Annotated in this window: 16 protein-coding genes and 1 tRNA gene; 15 read left to right on the forward strand and 2 right to left on the reverse strand. The window is 68.1% G+C overall.

The genetic code is table 11. The features are described 5' to 3' along the window. Nucleotides 1-32 precede the first annotated feature (32 nt). Nucleotides 33-746 carry a hypothetical protein gene (locus tag ACF09E_RS22570; protein ID WP_392206717.1) on the forward strand — a complete coding sequence of 238 codons (714 nt, stop codon included), beginning with the start codon at nucleotides 33-35 and terminating at the stop codon, nucleotides 744-746. Here the strand turns inward: ACF09E_RS22570 and ACF09E_RS22575 are convergent. Next, a complete protein-coding gene (locus tag ACF09E_RS22575; RefSeq protein WP_392206718.1) occupies nucleotides 691-1,722 on the reverse strand; it encodes an adenosine deaminase in 1,032 nt (343 codons plus the stop codon). The two genes, ACF09E_RS22570 and ACF09E_RS22575, sit on opposite strands and share 56 nt — an antisense overlap. A gap of 118 nt (nucleotides 1,723-1,840) precedes the next feature. Continuing rightward, on the reverse strand, nucleotides 1,841-3,067 hold the full coding sequence (locus ACF09E_RS22580; protein ID WP_388792694.1) for a pyridoxal phosphate-dependent aminotransferase: 1,227 nt from the start codon (nucleotides 3,065-3,067) through the stop codon (nucleotides 1,841-1,843). Nucleotides 3,068-3,273: 206 nt separating this feature from the next. Here ACF09E_RS22580 and ACF09E_RS22585 point away from each other — a divergent pair. The 14 genes from ACF09E_RS22585 to ACF09E_RS22650 all read left to right on the forward strand — a co-directional run. Continuing rightward, a tRNA-Trp gene (locus ACF09E_RS22585) sits at nucleotides 3,274-3,346 on the forward strand. A 103-nt stretch (nucleotides 3,347-3,449) separates the two neighbouring features. Next, nucleotides 3,450-3,737, forward strand: a complete 288-nt coding sequence (secE, locus tag ACF09E_RS22590) for a preprotein translocase subunit SecE (RefSeq protein ID WP_015035534.1) — start codon at nucleotides 3,450-3,452, stop codon at nucleotides 3,735-3,737. Between the two features lie 44 nt (nucleotides 3,738-3,781). Beyond that, on the forward strand, nucleotides 3,782-4,651 hold the full coding sequence (nusG, locus tag ACF09E_RS22595) for a transcription termination/antitermination protein NusG (protein WP_392206719.1): 870 nt from the start codon (nucleotides 3,782-3,784) through the stop codon (nucleotides 4,649-4,651). Nucleotides 4,652-4,809: 158 nt separating this feature from the next. Continuing rightward, entirely contained in the window at nucleotides 4,810-5,244 is a 435-nt protein-coding gene (rplK, locus tag ACF09E_RS22600; protein ID WP_030318720.1) for a 50S ribosomal protein L11, read from the forward strand. 104 nt (nucleotides 5,245-5,348) lie between these two features. Next, complete coding sequence (rplA, locus tag ACF09E_RS22605) at nucleotides 5,349-6,077, forward strand: 50S ribosomal protein L1 (RefSeq protein WP_361847389.1); 729 nt, start codon at nucleotides 5,349-5,351, stop codon at nucleotides 6,075-6,077. 113 nt (nucleotides 6,078-6,190) lie between these two features. Next, complete coding sequence (locus ACF09E_RS22610) at nucleotides 6,191-7,021, forward strand: hypothetical protein (protein WP_392206720.1); 831 nt, start codon at nucleotides 6,191-6,193, stop codon at nucleotides 7,019-7,021. A gap of 250 nt (nucleotides 7,022-7,271) precedes the next feature. Next, nucleotides 7,272-7,802 carry a 50S ribosomal protein L10 gene (rplJ, locus tag ACF09E_RS22615; protein WP_030318714.1) on the forward strand — a complete coding sequence of 177 codons (531 nt, stop codon included), beginning with the start codon at nucleotides 7,272-7,274 and terminating at the stop codon, nucleotides 7,800-7,802. 109 nt (nucleotides 7,803-7,911) lie between these two features. Then, nucleotides 7,912-8,298 (forward strand): 50S ribosomal protein L7/L12, encoded by a 387-nt coding sequence (rplL, locus tag ACF09E_RS22620; RefSeq protein ID WP_361847383.1) that lies wholly within the window; start codon nucleotides 7,912-7,914, stop codon nucleotides 8,296-8,298. A 547-nt stretch (nucleotides 8,299-8,845) separates the two neighbouring features. Then, nucleotides 8,846-12,328, forward strand: coding sequence for a DNA-directed RNA polymerase subunit beta (gene rpoB, locus ACF09E_RS22625; protein ID WP_148005756.1), 3,483 nt, complete (start codon nucleotides 8,846-8,848; stop codon nucleotides 12,326-12,328). 109 nt (nucleotides 12,329-12,437) lie between these two features. Continuing rightward, nucleotides 12,438-16,352, forward strand: a complete 3,915-nt coding sequence (locus ACF09E_RS22630; protein WP_361847380.1) for a DNA-directed RNA polymerase subunit beta' — start codon at nucleotides 12,438-12,440, stop codon at nucleotides 16,350-16,352. A 140-nt stretch (nucleotides 16,353-16,492) separates the two neighbouring features. Further along, nucleotides 16,493-17,320, forward strand: a complete 828-nt coding sequence (locus ACF09E_RS22635) for a hypothetical protein (RefSeq protein WP_392206721.1) — start codon at nucleotides 16,493-16,495, stop codon at nucleotides 17,318-17,320. Between the two features lie 264 nt (nucleotides 17,321-17,584). After that, nucleotides 17,585-17,956, forward strand: coding sequence for a 30S ribosomal protein S12 (gene rpsL, locus ACF09E_RS22640; RefSeq protein WP_003948652.1), 372 nt, complete (start codon nucleotides 17,585-17,587; stop codon nucleotides 17,954-17,956). 2 nt (nucleotides 17,957-17,958) lie between these two features. Further along, on the forward strand, nucleotides 17,959-18,429 hold the full coding sequence (gene rpsG, locus ACF09E_RS22645; protein WP_015035567.1) for a 30S ribosomal protein S7: 471 nt from the start codon (nucleotides 17,959-17,961) through the stop codon (nucleotides 18,427-18,429). A gap of 39 nt (nucleotides 18,430-18,468) precedes the next feature. After that, nucleotides 18,469-19,149: GTP-binding protein (locus ACF09E_RS22650; RefSeq protein WP_392206722.1), on the forward strand; the 681-nt coding region annotated here is incomplete at its 3' end.

Raw genomic sequence — 19,149 nt, forward strand, 5'->3', positions numbered from 1 at the left:
CCGGACCCGCGCGGCCCCCCCAGGCTGACGGGATGCGACTCACGGCCCGGGAGCACCGGATCCGCGCGGGGCGGCACGAGCACCGGATCGTCCAGCCGTGGCCGCCGCTGCGGCACACCACCGTCAACTCGCCCCTCCACGACCGCTGGGGCTACCTGGTCGGCGACCACGACGGCCTCGCCAGGCTCGCCGGACTCTTCTCCTTCGCCGCGTTCTCCCGGCACACCCTCGTCCACGTCCCGCTGCGCGACAGCCTCCCGCGCGCCTACGCGCCGGGCACCCCCGTCGACCTCGTCCTCGCCCACCGGGACACCGGCGGCCTGCGCCCCTCCGCCTGGCCCGCGCTGCGCGCCCGGCTCCGCGACGGGCGGCCGCTGACCCTCCGTACGGACGAGCGGCGCACCGCCGGCCGGGCCGCCGCCTGGGAGGCGGCCCCCGAGCGGGTCGCCGGACGGCTGCGGACCGCCGTGCACGCCCGCACGCTCTTCCTCCTCGGCGACCGGGACACGTTCTGCGCCGCCGCCGGGGAGCTCGCCGCCGCGGCCGGACACGGGCCGCTGCACGAGCGGGCCCCGCAGGGCCACGACATCCTGCTCGCCTCGCTGACCCCGCTCCTGGAGCAGCCCGCGTCCGGGCCGGACCGCACCGAGCTGGACATCGGCTTCCAGGCCCGGCCCCCGCTGCACCGCTTCACCCCGCCGGGGCGGCCAGCCAGTCGTCGATCCCGGACAGCAGCTTCCCCCTGACGTCCTCCGGCGCCGCCGAGCCCCGGACCGACTGCCGGGCCAGCTCCGCCAGTTCCTCGTCCGTGAAGTCGTGGTGCCTGCGGGCGATCTCGTACTGCGCAGCCAGCCGGGACCCGAAGAGCAGGGGATCGTCCGCGCCGAGGGCCATCGGCACCCCCGCGTCGAAGAGCGTCCGCAGCGGGACGTCCTCGTGCTTCTCGTACACCCCGAGGGCCACGTTGGACGCCGGGCAGACCTCGCAGGTCACGCCTCGCTCCGCGAGCCTGCGCAGCAGCCGCGGGTCCTCCGCGGACCGGACCCCGTGGCCGACCCGGGACGCCCGCAGGTCGTCCAGGCAGTCCCGTACCGACGAGGGCCCCGTCAGTTCGCCGCCGTGCGGCGCCGCGAGCAGGCCGCCCTCGCGCGCGATGGCGAAGGCCCGGTCGAAGTCGCGCGCCAGGCCGCGCCGCTCGTCGTTGGAGAGCCCGAAGCCGACCACGCCCCGGTCCGCGAACCGCACCGCGAGCCGGGCGAGCGTCCGCGCCTCCAGGGGGTGCTTCATCCGGTTCGCCGCGACCAGCACCCGCATCCCGAGCCCGGTCTCCCGCGAGGCCGAGTCGACCGCGTCGAGGATGATCTCCAGCGCGGGGATGAGTCCGCCGAGGTGCGGGGCGTACGAGGTGGGGTCGACCTGGATCTCCAGCCAGCCCGAGCCGTCCCGGACGTCCTCCTGGGCCGCCTCGCGGACGAGCCGCTGGATGTCCTCGGGCGCGCGCAGGCAGGAGCGTGCGATGTCGTACAGCCGCTGGAAGCGGAACCAGCCGCGCTCGTCGGTCGCCCGCAGCTTCGGCGGCGTACCGCTGCTCAGCGCCTCGGGGAGGTGCACGCCGTACTTGTCGGCCAGCTCGATGAGGGTGGTGGGCCGCATCGAGCCGGTGAAGTGCAGATGCAGATGGGCCTTGGGCAGCAGGGTGAGATCGCGGTAGACGTGCTCCATTGGCTGATCCTGCCGCACCCGAACGGAGGAAGGCACCCCGTTTCCCCGATCGGGTTCTTGCCCGAACGCAGAAACGGGCCCCCGGCTCCGAGGAACCGGGGGCCCGCGAGGAGTGCGGTCAGTCCGTCGCCTCGGCGAGGAGCTTCTGCAGGCGGGACACGCCCTCCGCCAGGTCCTCGTCGCCCAGCGCGTACGACAGGCGCAGGTAGCCCGGCGTGCCGAAGGCCTCGCCCGGGACGACCGCGACCTCGGCCTCGTCCAGGATCAGGGCGGCCAGCTCGACGGAGGTCTGCGGGCGCTTGCCGCGGATCTCCTTGCCGAGCAGCCCCTTCACCGAGGGGTAGGCGTAGAAGGCGCCCTCGGGGGTGGGGCAGTACACGCCCTCGATCTCGTTGAGCATCCGCACGATCGTCTGGCGGCGGCGGTCGAACGCCGTCCGCATCTCCGCGACGGCGTCCAGGTTCCCCGAGACGGCGGCGAGAGCGGCGATCTGCGCCACGTTGCTCACGTTGGAGGTGGCGTGCGACTGCAGGTTCGTCGCGGCCTTCACGACGTCCTTGGGGCCCACGATCCACCCGACGCGCCAGCCGGTCATCGCGTACGTCTTCGCCACGCCGTTGACCACGATGCACTTGTCGCGGAGCTCGGGGACGATCGCCGGAAGCGAGGTGAACTTCGCGTCGCCGTAGACCAGGTGCTCGTAGATCTCGTCCGTCAGCACCCACAGGCCGTGCTCGACGGCCCAGCGGCCGATCGCCTCGGCGTCGGCCTCGGAGTACACCGCGCCGGTCGGGTTGGACGGCGACACGAAGAGGACGACCTTGGTGCGCTCCGTGCGGGCGGCCTCCAGCTGCTCGACCGAGACCCGGTAGCCGGTGGTCTCGTCGGCGACGACCTCCACCGGGACGCCGCCCGCGAGGCGGATCGACTCGGGGTAGGTGGTCCAGTACGGGGCCGGGACGATGACCTCGTCGCCCGGGTCGAGGATCGCGGCGAACGCCTCGTAGATGGCCTGCTTGCCGCCGTTGGTCACCAGGACCTGGGAGGCGTCGACCTCGTAGCCGGAGTCGCGCAGCGTCTTCGCGGCGATCGCGGCCTTCAGCTCGGGCAGGCCGCCGGCCGGCGTGTAGCGGTGGTACTTCGGGTTCTTGCAGGCCTCGACGGCCGCATCGACGATGTAGTCCGGAGTGGGGAAGTCGGGCTCACCCGCGCCGAAACCGATCACCGGGCGCCCGGCGGCCTTGAGGGCCTTGGCCTTGGCGTCGACGGCGAGGGTGGCGGACTCGGAGATCGCACCGATCCGGGCGGAGACCCGACGCTCGGTGGGAGGGGTAGCAGCGCTCATACGGCCCATCGTCCCAGACCTCATCAAGGCCCGGCACACAGGTTTCACGGACCGGACAGGAACGGTCATTCCCGGTCGTACGCGCGTCCGGGAGCAGGCCCGTCGTGGTTCCTGTTCGACGCGAGGGCCCCCGACCACGTATGCTCACTCCTCGTTGGCCCGCACCGACCACATCTCACGATGCGGTACGTTGAGGACACCAGCAAAGGGTCGTAGCTCAATTGGTAGAGCACCGGTCTCCAAAACCGGCGGTTGGGGGTTCAAGTCCCTCCGGCCCTGCTACACACACCGCCAGGTGTTGTGCGCATGTACGTACTTCATTGCACCGCCGTGCGGCTCCACCCGGGCGCGGCACGGCCGACCCGGAATCAGGTGAGAGATCGTGACGGACGCCGTAGGCTCCATCGACATGCCTGATGCCGACGACGAGGCCGCAGAGTCGAAGAAGAAGTCCCGCAAGGGCGGGAAGCGCGGAAAGAAGGGCCCCCTGGGCCGTCTCGCGCTCTTCTACCGCCAGATCGTCGCGGAACTCCGCAAGGTCGTCTGGCCCACGCGCAGCCAGCTCTCGACGTACACCACCGTGGTGATTGTCTTCGTCGTCATCATGATCGGCCTCGTCACCGTGATTGACTATGGCTTCCAGGAAGCAGTCAAGTACGTCTTCGGCTGACTTTTTGTTCCACCCCATCTGTATCGCAGGAAGAAGCAGCCACCGTGTCTGACGCGAACCTGAACGACGCCTTCGAGTCCGAGTCCGCCGAGGACGAGCGGGACATCGTCGAGGCCGCCGACGAGGACCAGGCAGACGCTGCTGACGACGCCGCCGCCGAGGAAGCCGCTCTCGAGGTCGAGGACGCCGAGGACGAGGCGGAGACCGACGAGGACGCGGAGGACGACGAGTCCGTCGCCGCCGAGGTCGAGGACGACGCCGCGGACGCCGACGAGGAGGCCGAGCCGGCCGCCCCGGTCGACCCGGTCGCCGCGCTCCGCGAGGAGCTGCGCACCCTGCCCGGCGAGTGGTACGTCATCCACACCTACGCGGGCTACGAGAAGCGCGTGAAGGCCAACCTCGAGCAGCGTGCCGTCTCGCTCAACGTCGAGGACTTCATCTACCAGGCCGAGGTCCCCGAGGAAGAGATCGTCCAGATCAAGGGCGGCGAGCGGAAGAACGTCAAGCAGAACAAGCTTCCCGGCTACGTTCTCGTCCGCATGGACCTGACGAACGAGTCCTGGGGCGTCGTCCGCAACACCCCCGGTGTCACCGGCTTCGTGGGCAACGCCTACGACCCGTACCCGCTGACCCTGGACGAGATCGTCAAGATGCTCGCCCCGGAGGCCGAGGAGAAGGCCGCCCGCGAGGCCGCCGAGGCCGAGGGCAAGCCGGCTCCGGCCCGCAAGCTGGAGGTCCAGGTGCTGGACTTCGAGGTCGGCGACTCGGTCACCGTCACCGACGGCCCCTTCGCCACCCTCCAGGCGACCATCAACGAGATCAACCCCGACTCGAAGAAGGTCAAGGGCCTCGTCGAGATCTTCGGTCGCGAGACCCCGGTCGAGCTCAGCTTCGACCAGATCCAGAAGAACTGATCTCACAAGTTTCCGACCAGGTCAGAGTGGCTCTCGCAGCCGCTCTGACCTGCTCGGTTTTTGGCCGCGCGTGTATACCCGTTATCGTTGTGCGGTATGCCTCCATCCGGATGACCGGATGGCGGGCTGAACACTCTCACTAGGACCCGGAGAGAGCAATGCCTCCCAAGAAGAAGAAGGTCACGGGGCTTATCAAGCTCCAGATCAACGCTGGTGCGGCCAACCCGGCCCCGCCGGTCGGTCCCGCGCTGGGCCAGCACGGCGTCAACATCATGGAGTTCTGCAAGGCCTACAACGCCGCGACCGAGTCGCAGCGTGGCATGGTCGTGCCGGTGGAGATCACGGTCTACGAAGACCGCTCCTTCACCTTCATCACCAAGACTCCGCCGGCCGCCAAGCTGATCCTCAAGGCCGCGGGTGTGGACAAGGGCTCCGGCGAGCCGCACAAGACCAAGGTCGCCAAGCTCACGGCCGCCCAGGTCCGCGAGATCGCCACGGTCAAGCTCCCCGACCTGAACGCCAACGACCTGGACGCCGCGTCCAAGATCATCGCTGGCACCGCCCGTTCCATGGGCATCACGGTCGAGGGCTGATCAGCCCCCTCGTGACCTAGTGGTAGGACCAGCGCCGGTCCGCACCACGACTCCATACCTGCCACGCGGCGACAGCCGCATGGTGTAACTGCACAGGAGAAGCAGTGAAGCGCAGCAAGGCCCTCCGCGCAGCGGACGCCAAGATCGACAGCGAGAAGCTCTACGCTCCGCTCGAGGCCGTCCGTCTCGCCAAGGAGACCTCCAGCACGAAGTTCGACGGCACCGTCGAGGTCGCCTTCCGCCTGGGTGTCGACCCGCGCAAGGCCGACCAGATGGTCCGTGGCACCGTGAACCTTCCGCACGGCACCGGCAAGACCGCCCGGGTCCTGGTCTTCGCGACCGGTGACCGTGCCGAGGCCGCGATCGCCGCGGGCGCCGACATCGTCGGCTCCGACGAGCTCATCGACGAGATCTCCAAGGGCAACCGCCTGAACGAGTTCGACGCCGTCGTCGCCACCCCGGACCTCATGGGCAAGGTCGGCCGCCTCGGCCGCGTCCTCGGCCCGCGTGGTCTCATGCCGAACCCCAAGGTCGGCACCGTCACCCCCGATGTCGCCAAGGCTGTCAACGACATCAAGGGCGGCAAGATCGAGTTCCGCGTCGACAAGCACTCGAACCTGCACTTCATCATCGGCAAGGTCTCCTTCGATGACACGAAGCTGGTCGAGAACTACGCCGCGGCGCTCGAGGAGATCCTCCGTCTGAAGCCGTCCGCCGCCAAGGGTCGCTACATCAAGAAGGCGACCGTCACGACGACGATGGGCCCCGGCGTCCCGCTGGACTCCAACCGCACCCGCAACCTCCTCGTCGAGGAGGACCCGGCCGCGGTCTGAGCCCATCAGGCTCACTGAGTGGTCAGCCGGCCCCACACCTCCTCCGAGGTGCGGGGCCGGCTTCTTGTTACCGTCCGGGGGACGGAGATCGTCGATCAAGGGTGGGGAACGACATGAGCAGGTCCGTGTGGAAGCGCGCCGCGGTGGCCCTGACGGCCGCCACCCTCCTGGCGGGCGCCGCGGGATGCCAGGACGGCGACACGGGGCCGGAGTCCTCCGGAGCCTCCGCTACGGCCAAGCCGGGCACGCAGGTCTCGGAGCAGGCCGCGGAGGCCCTCCGGGCCGCCCGCACCAAGGCCTCGGGGGCGAAGAGCGCCAAGGTCGAGATGCGGCTCAGCGTCGCGGGCGGCACGGCGCCCGGCAGCAGCACCTTCACCGGGGTGCAGGCCTGGGGCCCGCAGGCCGCCGAGCTGAAGGTCTCCGACTCCTCGTACCTGGCCGCCATCCCCGGCGCGCCCGCCGAGACGCGCGTGGTCACGACCGGCGGGACCACCTACGTGGACCTGGGCGCCGACCTGACCGCGCAGACGGGCGGCAAGCGCTGGCTGAGGGCGCAGCCCGAGGGGGCCGCCGCGGGCGACGAGCTGATGCTCCAGCTGACCGGCGGCCTCGCCGCCGTGAACATGGACCTGCCCAAGGAACTCGGGCTGCTCGCCGGGTCCTCGGCGGTCGAGCACCTCGGAGCCGCGAAGGGCACCGACGCCCGGGCGGAGGGGTACCGCGGGGAGCTCCCCGACGGGCGGACCATGGAGGTCTGGATCGGTGCGGACGGGTACCCGGTGAAGAGCGTCGTCCGCACGGAGAGCGGGGAGTCGGTCACCTCGCTCACCACGACCTACGCCGACTACGGCGCCGAGGCCGGCTTCCGCGCACCGCCCGCGGGGGACACCGTCGACTTCGTCGAGCTGCTGAAGAAGGTCCTGGCCGGGGGCGGTCGGGGCTGATTTGCCCCCGGGCGTGTCGGTCACGTACTCTTCCGAGGAAGCCAAAGACCGCTGGTCGTCACTGTGCCGTCAAGGTGCGGTGGCCGAAGGATTCGCTGTGACGCGAACGACCCGCGCAGGTGATTGTGGAAGAGTTCCCGGATCTTCGTGATGCGGTTGAGCTGAGCCCCGAGCGCCTGCGCCCGGGGCGTTTTTGTTGTGGCAGCGCCTTCTGAGCGGTCCTCATCACCCGGAAGGAGGCCGACGCTCTATGGCAAGGCCCGACAAGGCTGCCGCGGTAGCCGAGCTTGAGGACAAGTTCCGCAGCTCGAACGCCGTCGTGCTGACCTCGTACACGGGGCTCACCGTGGCGCAGCTCAAGACGCTGCGTCGTTCGCTCGGTGAGAACGCCCAGTACGCCGTGGTGAAGAACACGCTGACCAAGATTGCGGCCAACCAGGCCGGCATCTCCGCGCTGGACGACCAGCTTGCTGGTTCGACCGCGGCCGCCTTCGTCACCGGTGACCCGGTGGAGTCGGCGAAGGCTCTGCGTGACTTCGCCAAGGAGAACCCGAACCTCGTCATCAAGGGCGGTGTCCTTGACGGCAAGGCGCTGTCCGCCGACGAGTTCAAGAAGCTCGCGGACCTCGAGTCCCGCGAGGTTCTGCTCAGCAAGCTGGCCGGCGCGTTCAAGGGCAAGCAGTCGCAGACTGCCTCGCTCCTCCAGGCGCTGCCGTCGAAGTTCGTCCGCACCGCGGAGGCGCTTCGCGTCAAGCTCGCCGAGCAGGGCGGTGCCGAGTAATTCGGCTCGCGTCATGATCTGCGCCGCCTAGGCGCAGGTCGTAGCGGGCCGTAACGCCCGCCTCTCTATACATCCGGCACCTGCCGAATTAGTGGAAGGATCGCCCATCATGGCGAAGCTCTCTCAGGACGACCTCCTCGCCCAGTTCGAGGAGATGACCCTCATCGAGCTCTCCGAGTTCGTGAAGGCCTTCGAGGAGAAGTTCGACGTCACCGCCGCCGCGGCCGTCGCCGTTGCCGCCCCGGGTCAGGGTGGTGGCGACGCCGCCGCCGCCGCCGAGGAGCAGGACGAGTTCGACGTCATCCTCGAGGGTGCCGGCGACAAGAAGATCCAGGTCATCAAGGTCGTGCGCGAGCTCACCTCCCTGGGCCTCAAGGAGGCCAAGGACCTCGTCGACGGCACCCCGAAGCCGGTCCTCGAGAAGGTCGCGAAGGAGGCCGCCGAGAAGGCTGCCGAGTCCCTCAAGGCCGCCGGCGCCTCCGTCACGGTCAAGTAAGACCGTTTCGGCTCGCTGAGCTGACTCCTGCCCCCGTGTAACGCGGGGGCAGCGAAAGGCGATCACCCTTGTGGGTGGTCGCCTTTCGGCGTTCCCCGGGAAGGGCGTGGCGGGGGCTCGACGGCCGCCGGGAGCGGAGTATGGTGATCTTCGCCGTGCGCCCCGCAGACCGGGGGGCCTTGACGAACCGCACGCAGCGCGCAATTCTCAGGACGCGTCGTCACAACGATCCGTATCCGAGGCATGGATCGACGACTGAACGGGCAGTATCGAGGTGCGCCGCACGGCGCGAGGTACGGCGGAGTTGAGAGCAACGAGGGTCGCGAATTATTCGCCCTGGACATCAGTGAGCCAAGTGGCTACACTGACCCTTTGCGCTGCCTGTTAGCTGCCCCCTGCCCGTCACCAGGGGCATACCTTCGCATCCGCTGCATCGGCCGACCCCGTCTGACCTGGCCTTTCGGTCATCTCAGGAAACGTCTGCCATGAAGCTCTGCTGGGGACCGGTACGCGCGTAGTGAGTCCGAGCCCTCGGAAGGACCCCCTCTTGGCCGCCTCGCGCAACGCCTCGACCAATACGAACAACGGCGCAAGCACCGCCCCGCTGCGCATCTCCTTTGCAAAGATCAAGGAGCCCCTCGAGGTTCCGAACCTCCTCGCGCTGCAGACCGAGAGCTTTGACTGGCTGCTCGGCAACGCCGCCTGGAAGGCTCGCGTCGAGGCTGCCCTTGAGTCGGGACAGGACGTCCCCAGGAAGTCCGGTCTGGAGGAGATCTTCGAGGAGATCTCTCCGATCGAGGACTTCTCCGGGTCGATGTCGCTGACCTTCCGCGACCACCGCTTCGAGCCGCCGAAGAACTCGATCGACGAGTGCAAGGACCGTGACTTCACGTACGGCGCCCCGCTCTTCGTCACCGCCGAGTTCACCAACAACGAGACCGGCGAGATCAAGTCCCAGACGGTCTTCATGGGCGACTTCCCGCTCATGACGAACAAGGGCACCTTCGTCATCAACGGCACCGAGCGTGTCGTGGTGTCGCAGCTGGTCCGTTCGCCGGGTGTCTACTTCGACTCCTCCATCGACAAGACGTCCGACAAGGACATCTTCTCCGCCAAGATCATCCCGTCCCGGGGTGCCTGGCTGGAGATGGAGATCGACAAGCGTGACCTGGTCGGTGTCCGCATCGACCGCAAGCGCAAGCAGTCCGTCACCGTCCTGCTCAAGGCTCTCGGCTGGACCACCGAGCAGATCCTGCAGGAGTTCGGCGAGTACGAGTCCATGCGCGCCACCCTGGAGAAGGACCACACCCAGGGCCAGGACGACGCGCTGCTCGACATCTACCGCAAGCTGCGTCCGGGCGAGCCGCCGACCCGTGAGGCCGCTCAGACGCTGCTCGAGAACCTCTACTTCAACCCGAAGCGCTACGACCTCGCCAAGGTCGGCCGCTACAAGGTGAACAAGAAGCTCGGCGCCGACGAGCCGCTGGACGCCGGCGTGCTCACCACCGACGACGTCATCGCCACGATCAAGTACCTGGTCAAGCTCCACGCGGGCGAGACCGAGACGATCGGCGAGAACGGCAACGAGATCGTCGTCGAGACCGACGACATCGACCACTTCGGCAACCGTCGTCTGCGCAACGTCGGCGAGCTCATCCAGAACCAGGTCCGCACGGGTCTGGCTCGTATGGAGCGCGTCGTGCGCGAGCGCATGACCACCCAGGACGTCGAGGCGATCACGCCGCAGACCCTGATCAACATCCGGCCGGTCGTCGCCTCCATCAAGGAGTTCTTCGGCACCAGCCAGCTGTCGCAGTTCATGGACCAGAACAACCCGCTGTCGGGTCTGACGCACAAGCGTCGTCTCTCGGCGCTGGGTCCCGGTGGTCTGTCCCGTGAGCGGGCCGGCTTCGAGGTCCGAGACGTGCACCCGTCCCACTACGGACGCATGTGCCCGATCGAGACCCCCGAAGGCCCGAACATCGGTCTGATCGGTTCGCTCGCCTCGTACGGCCGCGTCAACGCGTTCGGCTTCATCGAGACGCCGTACCGCAAGGTCGTCGACGGCCAGGTCACCGACGAGGTCGACTACGTCACGGCCGACGAGGAGGACCGCTTCGTCATCGCGCAGGCCAACGCCGCGCTCAACGACGACCTGCAGTTCACCGAGCCCCGTGTCCTGGTCCGCAAGCGTGGCGGCGAGGTCGACTACGTCGAGCCGTCGGACGTGGACTACATGGACGTCTCGCCGCGCCAGATGGTGTCGGTCGCGACCGCCATGATCCCGTTCCTCGAGCACGACGACGCCAACCGTGCCCTCATGGGCGCGAACATGATGCGTCAGGCGGTGCCGCTGATTAAGTCGGAGGCCCCGCTCGTCGGCACCGGCATGGAGTACCGCTGCGCCACCGACGCCGGCGACGTGCTCAAGGCCGAGAAGGACGGTGTCGTCCAGGAGCTCTCCGCGGACTACGTCACCGTCGCCAACGACGACGGCACGTACATCACGTACCGCCTGCACAAGTTCTCGCGCTCGAACCAGGGCACCTCGGTCAACCAGAAGGTCGTCGTCGACGAGGGCGACCGCGTGATCGAGGGCCAGGTCCTCGCCGACGGTCCCGCCACCGAAGACGGCGAGATGGCGCTCGGCAAGAACCTGCTCGTGGCGTTCATGCCGTGGGAGGGCCACAACTACGAGGACGCGATCATCCTGTCGCAGCGCCTCGTGCAGGACGACGTCCTCTCCTCGATCCACATCGAGGAGCACGAGGTCGACGCCCGTGACACCAAGCTCGGCCCGGAGGAGATCACCCGGGACATCCCGAACGTCTCCGAGGAGGTCCTCGCCGACCTCGACGAGCGCGGCATCATCCGTATCGGTGCCGAGGTCGTCGCCGGCGACATCCTCGTCGGCAAGGTCACGCCCAAGGGCGAGACCGAGCTGACCCCGGAGGAGCGCCTGCTCCGCGCGATCTTCGGTGAGAAGGCGCGTGAGGTCCGTGACACCTCGCTGAAGGTCCCGCACGGCGAGATCGGCAAGATCATCGGCGTCCGCGTCTTCGACCGCGAGGAGGGCGACGAGCTTCCCCCGGGCGTGAACCAGCTGGTCCGCGTCTACGTCGCCCAGAAGCGCAAGATCACCGACGGTGACAAGCTCGCCGGCCGTCACGGCAACAAGGGCGTCATCTCGAAGATCCTGCCGATCGAGGACATGCCGTTCCTGGAGGACGGCACCCCGGTCGACATCATCCTCAACCCGCTGGGTGTCCCGTCCCGAATGAACCCGGGACAGGTCCTGGAGATCCACCTCGGCTGGCTCGCCAGCCGCGGCTGGGACGTCTCCGGCCTCGCGGACGAGTGGGCGCAGCGCCTCCAGGCGATCGGCGCCGACCAGGTCGCCCCCGGCACCAACGTCGCGACCCCGGTCTTCGACGGTGCGCGTGAGGACGAGCTGGCGGGTCTGCTCAACCACACCATCCCGAACCGCGACGGCGAGCGCATGGTGCTCCCGACCGGTAAGGCGAGGCTGTTCGACGGCCGCTCCGGCGAGCCGTTCCCGGACCCGATCTCCGTCGGGTACATGTACATCCTCAAGCTGCACCACCTGGTCGACGACAAGCTGCACGCGCGTTCGACCGGCCCGTACTCGATGATCACCCAGCAGCCGCTGGGTGGTAAGGCCCAGTTCGGTGGCCAGCGCTTCGGTGAGATGGAGGTGTGGGCGCTGGAGGCTTACGGCGCCGCGTACGCCCTCCAGGAGCTGCTGACGATCAAGTCCGACGACGTGACCGGCCGCGTGAAGGTCTACGAGGCCATCGTCAAGGGCGAGAACATCCCTGAGCCCGGCATCCCCGAGTCCTTCAAGGTGCTCATCAAGGAGATGCAGTCCCTGTGCCTCAACGTGGAGGTGCTGTCCTCGGACGGCATGTCCATCGAGATGCGCGACACCGACGAGGACGTCTTCCGCGCAGCGGAGGAGCTCGGCATCGACCTGTCCCGGCGCGAGCCGAGCAGCGTCGAAGAGGTCTGACGGGAGTCCGGTCGGGGGCTCGGCGATTTCACCGCCGAGTCCCCGGCCGGCCCCAGGACCCCCGTATCAGACCCCAAAGCCTTACAACCCTGAGAGGGATTGACGCATAGTGCTCGACGTCAACTTCTTCGACGAGCTCCGGATCGGTCTGGCCACCGCTGACGACATCCGTCAGTGGAGCCACGGCGAGGTCAAGAAGCCGGAGACCATCAACTACCGCACGCTCAAGCCCGAGAAGGACGGACTCTTCTGCGAGAAGATCTTCGGTCCGACCCGGGACTGGGAGTGCTACTGCGGCAAGTACAAGCGCGTCCGCTTCAAGGGCATCATCTGTGAGCGGTGTGGCGTCGAGGTCACCCGCGCCAAGGTGCGCCGTGAGCGGATGGGCCACATCGAGCTGGCCGCTCCCGTCACTCACATCTGGTACTTCAAGGGCGTTCCGTCGCGCCTCGGCTACCTGCTCGACCTCGCCCCGAAGGACCTGGAGAAGGTCATCTACTTCGCGGCGTACATGATCACGTACGTCGACGACGAGCGTCGTACGCGTGACCTGCCCTCGCTGGAGGCGCACGTCTCCGTCGAGCGCCAGCAGATCGAGAACCGTCGCGACTCCGACCTGGAGGCCCGCGCCAAGAAGCTCGAGAACGACCTCGGCGAGCTGGAGGCCGAGGGCGCCAAGGCCGACGTGCGCCGCAAGGTGCGCGAGGGTGCCGAGCGCGAGATGAAGCAGCTGCGCGACCGCGCGCAGCGCGAGATCGACCGTCTGGACGAGGTCTGGTCGCGCTTCAAGAACCTCAAGGTCCAGGACCTGGAGGGCGACGAGCTCCTCTACCGCGAGCTGCGTGACCGCTTCGGCACGTACTTCGACGGTTCGATGGGTGCCGCGGCGCTGCAGAAGCGCCTGGAGTCCTTCGACCTGGAGGAGGAGGCCGAGCGCCTCCGCGAGATCATCCGCACCGGCAAGGGCCAGAAGAAGACCCGTGCGCTCAAGCGCCTCAAGGTCGTCTCCGCGTTCCTGCAGACCGCGAACAGCCCCAAGGGCATGGTTCTCGACTGCGTGCCGGTCATCCCGCCGGACCTGCGTCCCATGGTGCAGCTGGACGGTGGCCGCTTCGCGACCTCCGACCTGAACGACCTGTACCGCCGCGTGATCAACCGCAACAACCGTCTCAAGCGTCTGCTCGACCTCGGTGCCCCCGAGATCATCGTGAACAACGAGAAGCGGATGCTCCAGGAGGCGGTCGACGCCCTCTTCGACAACGGCCGTCGCGGTCGCCCGGTCACGGGCCCCGGCAACCGTCCGCTGAAGTCCCTCAGCGACATGCTGAAGGGCAAGCAGGGTCGTTTCCGTCAGAACCTGCTCGGCAAGCGTGTGGACTACTCCGCGCGTTCCGTCATCGTCGTCGGTCCGCAGCTGAAGCTGCACCAGTGCGGTCTCCCGAAGGCCATGGCGCTGGAGCTCTTCAAGCCGTTCGTGATGAAGCGCCTGGTCGACCTGAACCACGCGCAGAACATCAAGAGCGCCAAGCGGATGGTCGAGCGCGGCCGCACGGTCGTGTACGACGTCCTCGAAGAGGTCATCGCCGAGCACCCGGTCCTGCTGAACCGTGCGCCCACGCTGCACCGCCTCGGCATCCAGGCCTTCGAGCCCCAGCTGGTCGAGGGCAAGGCCATCCAGATCCACCCGCTCGTCTGCACCGCGTTCAACGCGGACTTCGACGGTGACCAGATGGCCGTGCACCTGCCGCTCTCCGCGGAGGCGCAGGCCGAGGCCCGCATCCTGATGCTGTCCTCGAACAACATCCTCAAGCCGGCCGACGGCCGTCCGGTCACGATGCCGACCCAGGACATGGTCCTCGGTCTGTTCTTCCTGACCACCGACGGTGAGCTCCGTGACACCAAGGGCGAGGGCCGTGCATTCGGCTCCACGGCCGAGGCGATCATGGCGTTCGACGCCGGCGAGCTCGCGCTGCAGTCGCAGATCGACATCCGCTTCCCCGTCGGCACCGTCGCTCCGCGCGGCTGGGTTCCCCCGGTCGCGGAGGAAGGGGACGACCACGTCGCCGCGGGCGAGTGGCAGCAGGGGGACTCGTTCCGCCTGCGCACCTCGCTGGGCCGCGCGCTCTTCAACGAGCTGCTGCCCGAGGACTACCCGTTCGTCGACTACTCGGTCGGCAAGAAGCAGCTCTCCGAGATCGTCAACGACCTCGCCGAGCGCTACCCCAAGGTCATCGTGGCGGCGACGCTCGACAACCTGAAGGCGGCGGGCTTCTACTGGGCGACCCGTTCCGGCGTCACCGTGGCCATCTCCGACGTCGTCGTGCCCGAGGCCAAGAAGGCCATCGTCAAGGGCTACGAGGAGCAGGACGAGAAGGTCCAGAAGCAGTACGAGCGCGGTCTCATCACGAAGGAAGAGCGCACTCAGGAGCTCATCGCGATCTGGACCAAGGCGACCAACGAGGTCGCCGAGGCGATGAACGCGAACTTCCCGAAGACGAACCCCATCTTCATGATGGTCGACTCGGGTGCCCGAGGAAACATGATGCAGATGCGTCAGATCGCGGGTATGCGTGGTCTGGTGTCGAACGCCAAGAACGAGACGATCCCGCGTCCCATCAAGGCGTCCTTCCGTGAGGGCCTCACCGTTCTGGAGTACTTCATCTCCACGCACGGTGCCCGTAAGGGTCTGGCGGACACCGCCCTGCGTACCGCCGACTCGGGTTACCTGACCCGTCGTCTGGTGGACGTCTCGCAGGACGTCATCATCCGCGAGGAGGACTGCGGCACCGAGCGCGGTCTCAAGCTGCGGATCGCCGAGCGCGGCGCCGACGGCGTCCTGCGCAAGACGGACGACGTCGAGACCTCCGTGTACGCGCGGATGCTCGCCGAGGACGTCGTCGTCGACGGCAAGGTCATCGCGCCGGCCAACGTCGACCTGGGTGACGTGCTCATCGACGCCCTCGTGGGCGCCGGTGTCGAGGAGGTCAAGACCCGCTCGGTCCTGACCTGTGAGTCCGCCGTCGGTACCTGTGCGTTCTGCTACGGCCGTTCGCTCGCCACCGGCAAGCTGGTCGACATCGGTGAGGCGGTCGGCATCATCGCCGCCCAGTCCATCGGTGAGCCCGGTACCCAGCTGACGATGCGTACCTTCCACACCGGTGGTGTGGCCGGTGACGACATCACCCAGGGTCTGCCCCGTGTCGTCGAGCTCTTCGAGGCCCGTCAGCCCAAGGGTGTCGCCCCGATCTCGGAGGCGGCCGGCCGCGTCCGCATCGAGGAGACCGAGAAGACCAAGAAGATCGTCGTCACCCCGGACGACGGCACCGACGAGACGGCGTTCCCGATCTCGAAGCGTGCCCGTCTGCTCGTGGGCGAGGGCGACCACGTCGAGGTGGGCCAGAAGCTCACCGTGGGTGCCACCAACCCGCACGACGTGCTGCGCATCCTCGGTCAGCGCGCGGTCCAGGTCCACCTGGTCGCCGAGGTCCAGAAGGTCTACAACTCGCAGGGCGTGTCGATCCACGACAAGCACATCGAGATCATCATCCGGCAGATGCTGCGCCGCGTGACGATCATCGAGTCCGGCGACGCGGAGCTGCTGCCGGGCGAGCTCGTCGAGCGCTCGAAGTTCGAGACCGAGAACCGTCGTGTGGTCACCGAGGGCGGTCACCCCGCCTCCGGCCGTCCGCAGCTGATGGGTATCACCAAGGCCTCGCTGGCGACGGAGTCCTGGCTGTCGGCCGCCTCCTTCCAGGAGACGACCCGAGTCCTGACGGATGCGGCGATCAACGCCAAGTCCGACAGCCTCATCGGCCTCAAGGAGAACGTCATCATCGGTAAGCTCATCCCGGCCGGTACGGGTCTGTCCCGCTACCGCAACATCCGGGTGGAGCCGACCGAGGAGGCCAAGGCCGCGATGTACTCGGCCGTCGGCTACGACGACATCGACTACTCGCCGTTCGGTTCGGGCTCCGGCCAGGCCGTTCCGCTGGAGGACTACGACTACGGTCCGTACAACCAGTAAGCGAGTCGCTCGACCGGAGGGCGGTCACCCCGTGGGGGTGGCCGCCCTCCGGCGTTCCCCGGGAAGGGCGGAGGGCCGCCGGCCGGTCCGCCCGCACGGGCGCCGGGTAGGTTGGCGGCCACCGACCGAGGAGCCGCCCCGTGCCCGCCGCCCGCCCCCGCCTGCTGTACGTCACCGACCTCGCCTATCCGGCCCGCGGACGGCGCTACTGCGACGAGGACATCCACCTCGCCGCGCGGCTGCGCGAGGCCTTCGACCTGGCGCTCTGCCACCCGCTCGACGCCGCGGCCCTCATGGACGGCTTCGACGCCGTCGTCGTCCGCAACAGCGGCCCGGTCATCGGCTACCAGAAGGAGTACGAGGCCTTCCGCGAGCGCGCCCTGGCCGCCGGGACCCGGGTCTACAACCCGCTCCACGGGCGCGGGGACATGGCGGGCAAGCAGTACCTCCTGGACCTGACCGCCGCCGGGCATCCCGTCATCCCCACCGTGGACCGCCCCGAGGACCTCCACCGGCTGCCCGAGTCGGCCGCGTACGCGGTCAAGCCCAAGGCCGGGGCGGATTCCATAGGCCTGCGCTTCCTGGACCGCGAGGAGCTCGCCGGCCTGGCCTACGGGGGCCTCCTCGTCCAGCCGCGGATCGACTTCCGGTACGAGGTCTCCTTCTACTTCGTCGACGACCGCTTCCAGTACGCCCTGCACGCCCCCGATCCGGACCGCCGCTGGGTCCTGGAACCGTACGAGCCCACCGCGGAGGACCTCGCCTTCGCCCGCGGCTTCGTCGACTGGAACACCCTCGACCACGGCATCCAGCGGGTGGACGCCTGCCGTGCCCCCGGCGGCGAGCTGCTCCTCGTCGAGCTGGAGGACCTCAACCCGTACCTCTCGCTGGACCGCGTCCCCGAGGAGACGCGCGAGCGCTTCGTGGGCGCCTTCACGGACTCGCTGCACCGCTTCCTCGCGGCCTGAGGCGTAGCGCGCGGTGACGGAGGGTACGCGTGGCCATTTGTTTTGACCGGAGTCCATGCGATAGGTACGCTCAAGCCTTGTGCCTGGGGTGTGCCTGGGCTCGCGTGCGTGTCCTCAACCGCAGGGCGAGTCATATATCGGCCACCGTGATCCGCGCCTTTCCGCCCTGGTGGAGAGGTCCGCGAGATTCGACACACCCGACCGCGTGGGTCGGCGAATGTTCCAGGTTAGTTTCACCGACGGCACACAGAAACCGGAGAAGTAGTGCCTACGATCCAGCAGCTGGTCCGGAAGGGCCGGCAGGACAAGGTCGAGAAGAACAAGACGCCCGCACTCGAGGGTTCCCCTCAGCGCCGCGGCGTCTGCACGCGTGTGTTCACGACCACCCCGAAGAAGCCGAACTCGGCCCTCCGTAAGGTCGCGCGTGTGCGTCTGACCTCCGGCATCGAGGTCACGGCCTACATCCCGGGTGAGGGTCACAACCTGCAGGAGCACTCGATCGTGCTCGTGCGCGGTGGCCGTGTGAAGGACCTGCCGGGTGTTCGTTACAAGATCATCCGCGGTTCCCTCGACACGCAGGGCGTCAAGAACCGTAAGCAGGCTCGCAGCCGCTACGGCGCCAAGAAGGAGAAGTAAGAATGCCTCGTAAGGGCCCCGCCCCGAAGCGCCCGGTCATCATCGACCCGGTCTACAGCTCTCCTCTTGTCACCTCGCTGATCAACAAGATCCTGCTGGACGGCAAGCGTTCCACCGCCGAGCGCATCGTGTACGGCGCCATGGAGGGTCTTCGCGAGAAGACCGGCCAGGACCCGGTCATCACGCTCAAGCGCGCTCTCGAGAACGTGAAGCCGGCCCTCGAGGTCAAGTCCCGCCGTGTCGGTGGCGCCACCTACCAGGTGCCGATCGAGGTCAAGCCGGGCCGCGCGTCCACGCTCGCCCTCCGCTGGCTCGTCGGTTACTCCCGCGCCCGTCGCGAGAAGACCATGACCGAGCGCCTCATGAACGAGCTCCTCGACGCCTCGAACGGCCTCGGTGCGGCCGTCAAGAAGCGTGAGGACACGCACAAGATGGCCGAGTCCAACAAGGCCTTCGCGCACTACCGCTGGTAGTCGCAACCCACATCGAGACCGAGAGAAGACTGAGCCGATATGGCTACCACTTCGCTTGACCTTGCCAAGGTGCGCAACATCGGCATCATGGCTCACATCGACGCGGGCAAGACGACCACCACCGAGCGGATCCTGTTCTACACCGGTGTCTCGTACAAGATCGGTGAAGTCCACGACGGCGCTGCCACGATGGACTGGATGGAGCAGGAGCAGGAGCGCGGCATCACGATCACGTCTGCCGCGACGACCTGCCACTGGCCGCTCGAGAATGTCGATCACACGATCAACATCATCGACACGCCGGGTCACGTCGACTTCACCGTCGAGGTGGAGCGTTCGCTGCGCGTGCTCGACGGTGCTGTCACCGTGTTCGACGGTGTGGCCGGCGTCGAGCCCCAGTCCGAGACCGTCTGGCGTCAGGCGGACCGCTACGGCGTGCCGCGTATCTGCTTCGTCAACAAGCTCGACCGTACGGGCGCCGAGTTCCTCCGCTGCGTCGACATGATCGTGGACCGCCTCGGCGCCGTCCCGATCGTCATGCAGCTCCCCATCGGTGCCGAGATGGACTTCCAGGGCGTCGTCGACCTGGTCCGCATGAAGGCGCTCGTCTGGTCCGCCGAGGCCAGCAAGGGCGAGATGTACGACGTCGTCGACATCCCGGCCTCGCACACCGAGCTCGCCGAGGAATGGCGCGCCAAGCTGGTCGAGACCGTCGCGGAG

The sequence above is a fragment of the Streptomyces sp. NPDC014891 genome (genome assembly GCF_043081085.1).
Taxonomy (GTDB): Bacteria; Actinomycetota; Actinomycetes; order Streptomycetales; family Streptomycetaceae; genus Streptomyces.

Excerpts from the sequence above, each read along its gene's own strand:
- rplL (WP_361847383.1), top strand. The coding sequence starts at position 7,912 with ATGGCGAAGCTCTCTCAGGACGACCTCCTCGCCCAGTTCGAGGAGATG.
- ACF09E_RS22580 (WP_388792694.1), bottom strand. The coding sequence starts at position 3,067 with ATGAGCGCTGCTACCCCTCCCACCGAGCGTCGGGTCTCCGCCCGGATC.
- ACF09E_RS22570 (WP_392206717.1), top strand. The coding sequence starts at position 33 with ATGCGACTCACGGCCCGGGAGCACCGGATCCGCGCGGGGCGGCACGAG.
- rplJ (WP_030318714.1), top strand. The coding sequence starts at position 7,272 with ATGGCAAGGCCCGACAAGGCTGCCGCGGTAGCCGAGCTTGAGGACAAG.
- rplK (WP_030318720.1), top strand. The coding sequence starts at position 4,810 with ATGCCTCCCAAGAAGAAGAAGGTCACGGGGCTTATCAAGCTCCAGATC.
- ACF09E_RS22610 (WP_392206720.1), top strand. The coding sequence starts at position 6,191 with ATGAGCAGGTCCGTGTGGAAGCGCGCCGCGGTGGCCCTGACGGCCGCC.
- rpsG (WP_015035567.1), top strand. The coding sequence starts at position 17,959 with ATGCCTCGTAAGGGCCCCGCCCCGAAGCGCCCGGTCATCATCGACCCG.
- ACF09E_RS22575 (WP_392206718.1), bottom strand. The coding sequence starts at position 1,722 with ATGGAGCACGTCTACCGCGATCTCACCCTGCTGCCCAAGGCCCATCTG.